Origin of the sequence: Winogradskyella sp. (genome assembly GCF_025210595.1) — a bacterium.
GTDB lineage: Bacteria > Bacteroidota > Bacteroidia > Flavobacteriales > Flavobacteriaceae > Winogradskyella.
The window spans coordinates 23,903-32,240 of sequence record NZ_JAOARH010000073.1 but is presented as its reverse complement, the minus strand read 5'-3'; the positions used below and the strand labels follow the sequence as shown (position 1 = coordinate 32,240).

5 protein-coding genes are annotated in these 8,338 nt (G+C 31.2%); all 5 read left to right on the top strand.

Annotated features, from left to right (window positions below; genetic code table 11):
- On the top strand, window positions 1–669 hold a 669-nt coding region (locus N4A42_RS07815; protein WP_294072394.1), incomplete at its 5' end, for an alpha/beta fold hydrolase.
- 94 nt (window positions 670–763) lie between these two features.
- On the top strand, window positions 764–3,961 hold the full coding sequence (locus tag N4A42_RS07810) for a T9SS type A sorting domain-containing protein (RefSeq protein ID WP_294072391.1): 3,198 nt from the start codon (window positions 764–766) through the stop codon (window positions 3,959–3,961).
- Window positions 3,962–4,055: 94 nt separating this feature from the next.
- Window positions 4,056–5,657 carry a YifB family Mg chelatase-like AAA ATPase gene (locus N4A42_RS07805; RefSeq protein ID WP_294072388.1) on the top strand — a complete coding sequence of 534 codons (1,602 nt, stop codon included), beginning with the start codon at window positions 4,056–4,058 and terminating at the stop codon, window positions 5,655–5,657.
- 70 nt (window positions 5,658–5,727) lie between these two features.
- Complete coding sequence (locus N4A42_RS07800; RefSeq protein WP_294072385.1) at window positions 5,728–6,708, top strand: WG repeat-containing protein; 981 nt, start codon at window positions 5,728–5,730, stop codon at window positions 6,706–6,708.
- 308 nt (window positions 6,709–7,016) lie between these two features.
- Complete coding sequence (locus N4A42_RS07795; RefSeq protein ID WP_294072379.1) at window positions 7,017–8,294, top strand: hypothetical protein; 1,278 nt, start codon at window positions 7,017–7,019, stop codon at window positions 8,292–8,294.
- Window positions 8,295–8,338: the final 44 nt, after the last annotated feature.

Here is an 8,338-nt window from a genome sequence, read left to right as displayed (position 1 = left end):
TTTAGAGGTTGTAGTGGTGAGCCTAATTTATTATATCGAAGTTATCATTCTGGTGCTACCGAAGATTTAGAAGCTGTGGTTAATCATATTGTTGAAAAGGGTTACGATAATATTTACATAAAAGGCATTAGTCTTGGTGCTAATATGGCATTAAAATATGTGGGTGAACGTGATGAATTACCTAAAGCAATACAAGCAGTTGTAGCGGTTTCGGTTCCATGTTATTTAAAAGGCTCTTGCAATGAATTATTAAGCTTAAAGAATAAGCATTATGCCATTAGGTTTTTAGATCATCTAAAGAAAAAACTAAAGCCAAAGCTAGAGCAATTTCCAGATAAAATAAGCATGCAAGACTTTACTTCTATTAAAAGTTTAATTGATTTTGATAATGTATACACTTCTAAAGCACATGGCTTTAAAGGTGCTTATGATTACTACGAGAAGGCAAGCTGTTTGCAGTTTCTTCCAAACATTAAAGTGCCATCATTAATTATTAATGCCTTAAACGATTCGTTTTTATCTGCGGAATGTTATCCTGTTAAGGAAGCTAAAGAAAATCCAAATCTCTATTTAGAAATGCCTAAATGCGGAGGGCATGTTGGGTTTATCGATAAAGGGAATGTGTATTATAACGAAAAGCGTGCTTTAGATTTTATATTTAACATATAGAATACGTATAATTTCCTACTTTTGAAGAAACTATATGTATTTTATGAAACACATTTATATTCTATTCTTTGGGCTTTTGTTTACTCAAACTTCAATGAGTCAAATAATAAATTTTCCAGATGCTAATTTTAAAACTAAATTGGTTAACCAATCCAATCCCACGATTGATACTGATAATGATAATGAAATCTCCGTTGCTGAAGCTGCCGCTGTAACAGGCAAATTAAAAATAAGAGGAAATGGGAGTACCGGAAGAATAACAGATTTAACAGGTATAGCGTATTTTATTAATGCAACAGAAATTGAAGCGGACGATAATGAGTTAATTACAGTAGATTTATCGAGTAATATTGCATTGATACAAATAGATTTAAACGGTAATGATCTTACAGCTATAGACTTTTCTAACAATACGGCTTTAGAAATAATTGATGTTGGTAGCAATCCTCTAAGCACTTTAGATGTGTCTAGTAATGTTAATCTTAGAGTGTTGAGCTGTACTAATATGCAGATGACTTCTCTTAATGTAAATAACTGTACGCAGCTAGAAGAATTAAATTGTTCTATTAACCAATTTACGAGTTTAGATTTAAGTACTAATACAGCTTTAAAGACTCTAAATGCACACTCGCTTACGCAATTGTCTACTTTTGATATTTCTAATAATACGTTATTAGAGACTCTAGATTGTTCGAGTGGTGGTTTTTCTACATTAGATGTAACTAATAATACTTTGCTTACTGAGTTAGATTGCTCTGTCGGTCAGGTGTCTAATCTTATTTTTGGTTCTAATAATACAGTATTAGCATCTGTTGAATGCCAATCATCACCTTTGTCAGTAATTGATACATCAATGCTTTCAGGTTTAACGTCTTTAATACTTAATGATAATCAAATGGCATCTATAGATGTATCACAGAATACAAATCTTGAGGTTTTAGAATTGAATGATAATCTGTTAGTTACTGTAGATTTAGAGAGTAATCCTAATTTGACTAATGTAGAAATTGAAAATAATTTATTAGAATCTGTTTATTTAAGAAATGGCAATAATAATTCTCTTAGTGCCTTAAGACTAAGGTACAATCCTAAATTGTATTGTTTGTTTGTAGATAATCCTAATATTAATTATGCTAATTGGTACAGAGGAGGTGCTGTTACTCAGATTGCTACAGAGGCAGAATGCGATGCAGCTTCTGTTGTAACTTTAATTCCAGATATTAAGTTTGAACAAGAATTAATAAGTCAAGGATTTGATTCTACACCATCTAATGGAGAAATTCCAACAAGTAAAATTAATACTATTACAGCATTAGATGTTCATAGTTCATTAATAACAGATTTAACAGGTATTGAAGATTTTTCAGCTTTAGAAAGTTTGAATTGCGCTTATAATAATATTGATCTTATAGATGTGTCTGGTGTTTTAACTTTAGAGACTTTAAATGCTAGTTATGGCGGTACAGAGCAAGTTGTTTTGGGAAACAATCCAAATCTAATATCTCTTAATTTAACGAGTAATAACATAGCGACAATAGATGTTTCAGGTTTGCCAGCTTTAACAGGTTTATCGGTTGGAAATAATAATTTAACGGCTTTAGATGTTACTAATAATTTAGCATTAAAGAATGTGTTTGCTTATAACAATCCTCTAACGGTTTTAGATTTAAGGAATATTAATATAAGAACATTAAATTGTACTAATACATTAATAGAAACTTTAGATTTAAGTAACAGCACTAATATGAATATATTTTATATAGGTAATAATCCAAATTTAACTTATGTGAATTTTAAGAGTGGAGGAAATGATGATATCGATCAGTTCTATTCAACGACTTTTCCAGGACTTCCTAATTTAGATACCATATGTGTGGATGATGTTAATAATCTTTTGGCAGCTAGAATTCAAGCGCTTACAAGTCAGGAAATAAATGTAACGGAAGATTGTCTAAATGAAATTACAGGTAATGTATATTATGATTTAGATGCTAATGGTTGTGATATGGCAGATCTAACAGTGCAAAATCTAATGATAAAATCGGCTAGTGTTGTAGATACTACTGCAACATTTTCGAGTGCTAGTGGTACTTATGTTAATTATGTGACTGCAAATACCTATCTCACTTCACTGCAATCTGCATTACCAGATTATTTTTCGGTTTCACCAGAGTCTGCTTCTACAACTTTTACTGATTATAATTCTGCTGACACCATCGATTTCTGTATTGAAGCCACACAAACTGTAAACGATGCTAATGTAACTATTATACCTATTGATGTTGCAAGACCAGGTTTTGAAGCCACTTATCAAATAGCTTTAAATAATAATGGAACCACGCAATTAGATGGTTCTTTAACCTTGACTTATGATGAGACCATGATGAATTTTGTTAGCACTACAGCTGTTATTTCATCGCAAACCTCAAATAGTATAACCATTGATTATTTAGATTTAAATCCTTTTGAAACACGTTTAATTAATCTGGAATTTAATATTCTACCACCACCAACAGTAAATGATGGTGATATTATAAATCTTAATGCGGTAGTTTTACCAATAATTTTAGATAATACTCCAGATGATAATGTTTATGATTTAGAACAAATTGTTGTTAACTCTTTTGATCCTAACGACAAACAAGTATTACAGGGAACTTCAATATTTGAAGACGAAACAGCTAATTATTTAGATTATATAGTGCGCTTTCAAAATACAGGTACGGCGAGTGCCATTAATGTTAGAATAGAAGATGTGTTGGACGAAAAATTAGATTGGACATCACTTCAGCCTATATCATCTAGTCATGATTATCGTATAGAAATTACTAATGATAATCAAGTAGAGTTTATCTATGATAATATTAACCTTGTGCCTCAATCCGATAGTGAGGAATTGTCGCAAGGTTATATAGCTTTCAGAGTTAAACCAAAAAATGATGTAGAAGTAGGAGATATCATTAGTGGAGTAGCAGATATTTATTTTGATTTTAATACTCCAATTACTACAAATACAGTTAATACAGAAGTTGTAGCTCCCTTAAGTATTACTGATGTCAACATTGAAACGATAAAATTATATCCAAATCCTGCAAAAAATAATATTAAGATTACTTCAAACAAAGTTATAGAAAAACTTAGGGTTTATGATATTAATGGCAGAACTTTAAAGACGATAGAAATGTCTATAGCAGATTACAGTTTAGACATTTCAAGTTTATCAAAAGGTGTATATTTCTTAGAAATAGAATCAGATAATTATAAAACAGCTAAGAGGTTTGTAAAGCATTAGCCATTGTTCTATCGCTATGAGTTTGTAGAAGATTAGATGTGAATTTAATAGAGCACCATATTATGTGTATGTTGCTTAAAAACCTTTCAAAATTATGTTTTGTAAGGTTTTTTTTATTTACTTCATTTTTTCTACTTTTAAGCAAATCAATTATTTATGCTCAAAAAAAGTTTTCGCTAGTGCTGTTTTTGGTGTTGAAGCTTCAACGGTTACCGTTGAGGTTAATGTAGATAAAGGAGTTGGGTATCATTTGGTCGGATTGCCAGATAATGCTATAAAAGAGAGTAATTATCGTATTGCAGCTGCACTTCAGAATAACGGTTATAGAATTCCAGGAAAGAAGATTACTATAAACATGGCTCCTGCCGATTTGCGTAAAGAAGGCAGTGCTTATGATTTAACTTTGGCTATTGGCATTTTAGCGGCATCTAATCAAATACAAGCTGAAGATTTAGAAGATTATCTCATTATGGGCGAATTATCTTTAGATGGAAGCTTGCAACCCATAAAAGGAGCTTTGCCAATTGCAGTTAAAGCTAGAGAAGAAAGCTTTAAAGGGTTTATTCTGCCAAGTCAAAATGCAAAAGAAGCAGCAATAGTAGATGGTTTAAAGGTTTATGGTGTAGATAATATTATGCAGGTTATTCATCATTTTGATAAAGGGGAATCATTAGAGGAAACCGTTATCAATACACGGGAAGAATTTTATAAAAATCTCGATTTTCCAGAGTTTGATTTTGCAGATGTCAAAGGACAGGAAAGTATTAAGCGTTGTATGGAAATTGCAGCAGCAGGAGGTCATAATATCATTCTCATTGGTCCACCAGGTTCTGGCAAAACTATGTTGGCAAAACGATTGCCAAGTATTTTGCCACCAATGACTTTGCACGAAGCTTTAGAGACTACAAAAATTCATTCCGTTGTAGGTCGAGTTAAAGCACATGCAGGATTAATGGCACAACGACCGTTTCGTAGCCCTCATCATACTATAAGTAACGTTGCTTTAGTCGGAGGTGGAAGCTATCCGCAGCCAGGAGAAATTTCCTTATCGCATAATGGTGTGTTGTTTTTGGATGAGCTTCCAGAGTTTAAACGCGAAGTTTTAGAGGTGATGCGACAGCCTTTAGAAGATAGAGAAGTTACGATTTCTAGAGCAAAATTTACAGTGACGTATCCAAGTTCTTTTATGTTGGTGGCTAGTATGAATCCGAGTCCAGGAGGATATTTTAACGATCCTGATGCTCCAGTAACCTCTAGTCCTGCTGAAATGCAACGCTATTTAAGTAAGATTTCAGGACCATTATTAGATCGTATAGACATACATATTGAAGTAACTCCTGTACCTTTTGAAAAGCTATCTGATGACAGAAAAGGTGAATCTTCTGTAGACATAAGAAAGCGAGTGACTTTAGCAAGAGAGCTGCAAACACAACGTTTCTCAAATCTAGAAAATGTGCATTATAATGCGCAGATGAATACCAAACAAATACGTGAATACTGTAAGTTAGATGATGCATCCTTACAGTTACTAAAATCTGCGATGGAACGCTTAAACCTATCAGCAAGAGCTTATGATAGAATTCTAAAAGTTGCTAGGACTATAGCAGACTTAGAAGGCTCTGAAAGTGTGATCGGAAATCATATTAGCGAGGCTATTCAATACAGAAGTTTAGATAGAGAAGGTTGGTTGGGGTAAAATAAGTTTCTTTAATTTTACTACCATTTTTAATTATTAAAAATGATTTTTGTCTAAAAAATTTTTGAGTATGATTAATAAGTTTTCAGCAATAATAGCCTTATTTCTTATATCGTTTAAATTCGTTTATTCTCAAAAACCTGTAAAGGATACTATATATCTTTATGAACCTCAGTATGCTGCTTTTGATGATGTGCTCAAAAGAGTTGAGCAATACGATTTAGCTATTTCTAATAATGACTCTACATTCTATTTTTACGATAAGAAGAAGAAAAGAATAGATAAAAAAAAGAAATTTAAGCACCTTTATTACTTTAATTATAGGGCTAAATATATTATGGTTGATGAAAAGGATAAATTTAAATGTTATACTTTTTTTTATAAGAAGAAGAGGGAAGGATATTTTGCAAAGTGTAATAATTATTTTGTAAATAATTTCGAAGAATCTAAGCACTATGTAGTTTCAAAGAATGCTAAAACTGGAATTATTGATCCTAATTTCAATGTTTTAGTTCCATTAGAGTATGATTTTATCAAATATTTTGATTTAAAAAATGAAATTTTCATAGCCCAAAAGAATAATAAGTATGGGATAATTGGAAGAAATTACAGTATTGTAGCTCCAATGATTTATGACAATATTCAGGAGATGGGCTTTTTGGGTAGAACTAAAGGGATGTTATTAGTGAGTGATAAAAAAGAAGGTTTTTTTTATGATCAAAGAGTAATTTTAGAAGCTATATATGATGAAATTATTCAATTGCATTATAAGAGCTATCAATCTGAAGCTGATAAATACGTGATTGTTAAATTAAATCAAAAATATGGTGTATTTGATTTTAATTCAAAAGAGGTTTTACCCATAGATTATGACGAAATAGATTATTATTTTACTACTAAAGATTTAGGTGTGACTAACGGAGTATATTTTTTAGTACGGAAGAATAATGAATATTCTGTGTTTAATGATAAAAATAAAATGGTTATTCCTTATAATGTGGATAAGGCGAAGATATTGTTAGATCTAGATACCCTAATGAAAAAGGAATAATATGCTTTTTAAAATTAGAATGTGTTTGAAAACTGTCTATAATAAGAGGTTGTTTAATTAAACTAGTTAGCTATATTATATTTATAAGGCTCTGAAAGTGTGTTCGGAAATCATATTAGCGAGGCTATTCAATACAGAAGTTTAGATAGAGAAGGTTGGTTGGGCTAAACAATTCCTGCTTTCGCAGGAATCTCTTATATTAATATCAATAGGAATTGAATTCTCATAATATTACAGATTAACGAATATTTTTTCAAAGCTAACTGCAACCTTTTGTATTTTTTTCATCTTATAATAAAATAGTTGTTATGAAGTATAAAATTTTCCCTTTAGTTCTTTTAATTGCAGTATGTTTTCAATTAACCAACTGCGATAAAGATGATGATACCACTGAATTTGTAGATCCGGTTGCTGTAACAGTTCCTGTGATAATGAACAAGTCAGAGTTTAGAAATTCAATTTCTATAGAAAGTGCACAAACAACAAACTCTGATGGAAAAATATATGTTTATACAGATCTGTTGTTTTATATAGCACAAAACTCAGGTATACATATTTTTAATAATCAAAATCCTGCATCACCACAAAATTTAGCATTTATCCAATTAGAAGGAGTTAATGATATTTCTGTAAAGAATAATATTTTGTATGCAGATAATTTTATGGATTTGGTAGTCTTTGATATTAGTGATTTGTCAAACATTCAAATGGTTAATGTAGAAGAAGATATACTGCCATATTATGCAACGTTTCCTAATGAAGTATTATATTATCAGTCTAATGTTTATCCAACAGATAACGATGAATTTGTTGCTTATTATGACACAGTATATATGGAAAGGGAAGAGGCTGAAAACAATCCTGATATCTATGGTTGGAATTCTGATATTTTCTTAGGTAATTTTGATGGATTAGCTTTATCAAATGAAGTTGGTGTAGGTGGTTCATATGCTAAGTTTCAGATTTTTAATAATGCGCTTTACACTATAAGTGATTATTCATTATTAACCTATGACATTACAAACTATAGTGCAATTACTCAAGTTTCAGAAACTTGGATGGAAAGTTGGTTTGGTGGTGAGTTAGAGACAACATTTATTAGAAAGGAATATATGTTTATTGGTGCAACAAATGGTATGCATATTGTTGGTTTACAAGATGAATTTAATCCAACTTATACATCGTCTTTTTTGCATGCAACAGGTTGTGATCCTGTAGTTGTTGAAGAAGATACAGCGTATATTACAGTTAGAGGTGGAAATAGTTGTGGAGCAATTGAAGATCAGGTTAATGTTATTGATGTTTCAGACATTACGTCGCCAGTAGAATATTCAACTTACTTTTTATCTAGCCCTTATGGTTTAGGTGTTAAAGATGAGGTCTTATATGTGTGTAATGATATGGGTATAAACGTGTTTAATGCGCAAAATCCTAATGCGATAGTATTGGAAAACACCTACAATGTTGAAGCAAAAGATGTTATTCCGTTGTCGTCTCACCTTATTTCTGTTGGAGAAAATGTAATTCATCAGTACAATTATGCTGATAACTTTGGGCTAGAGCTTATTAGTACAGTTCAATTTTAAATACCTTATTGTGAAAACTTCATAAAAAGGTGATGAAGTCTATG

Excerpts from the sequence above, each read along its gene's own strand:
- N4A42_RS07810 (WP_294072391.1), top strand. The coding sequence starts at position 764 with ATGAGTCAAATAATAAATTTTCCAGATGCTAATTTTAAAACTAAATTG.
- N4A42_RS07805 (WP_294072388.1), top strand. The coding sequence starts at position 4,056 with ATGTTTTGTAAGGTTTTTTTTATTTACTTCATTTTTTCTACTTTTAAG.
- N4A42_RS07800 (WP_294072385.1), top strand. The coding sequence starts at position 5,728 with ATGATTAATAAGTTTTCAGCAATAATAGCCTTATTTCTTATATCGTTT.
- N4A42_RS07795 (WP_294072379.1), top strand. The coding sequence starts at position 7,017 with ATGAAGTATAAAATTTTCCCTTTAGTTCTTTTAATTGCAGTATGTTTT.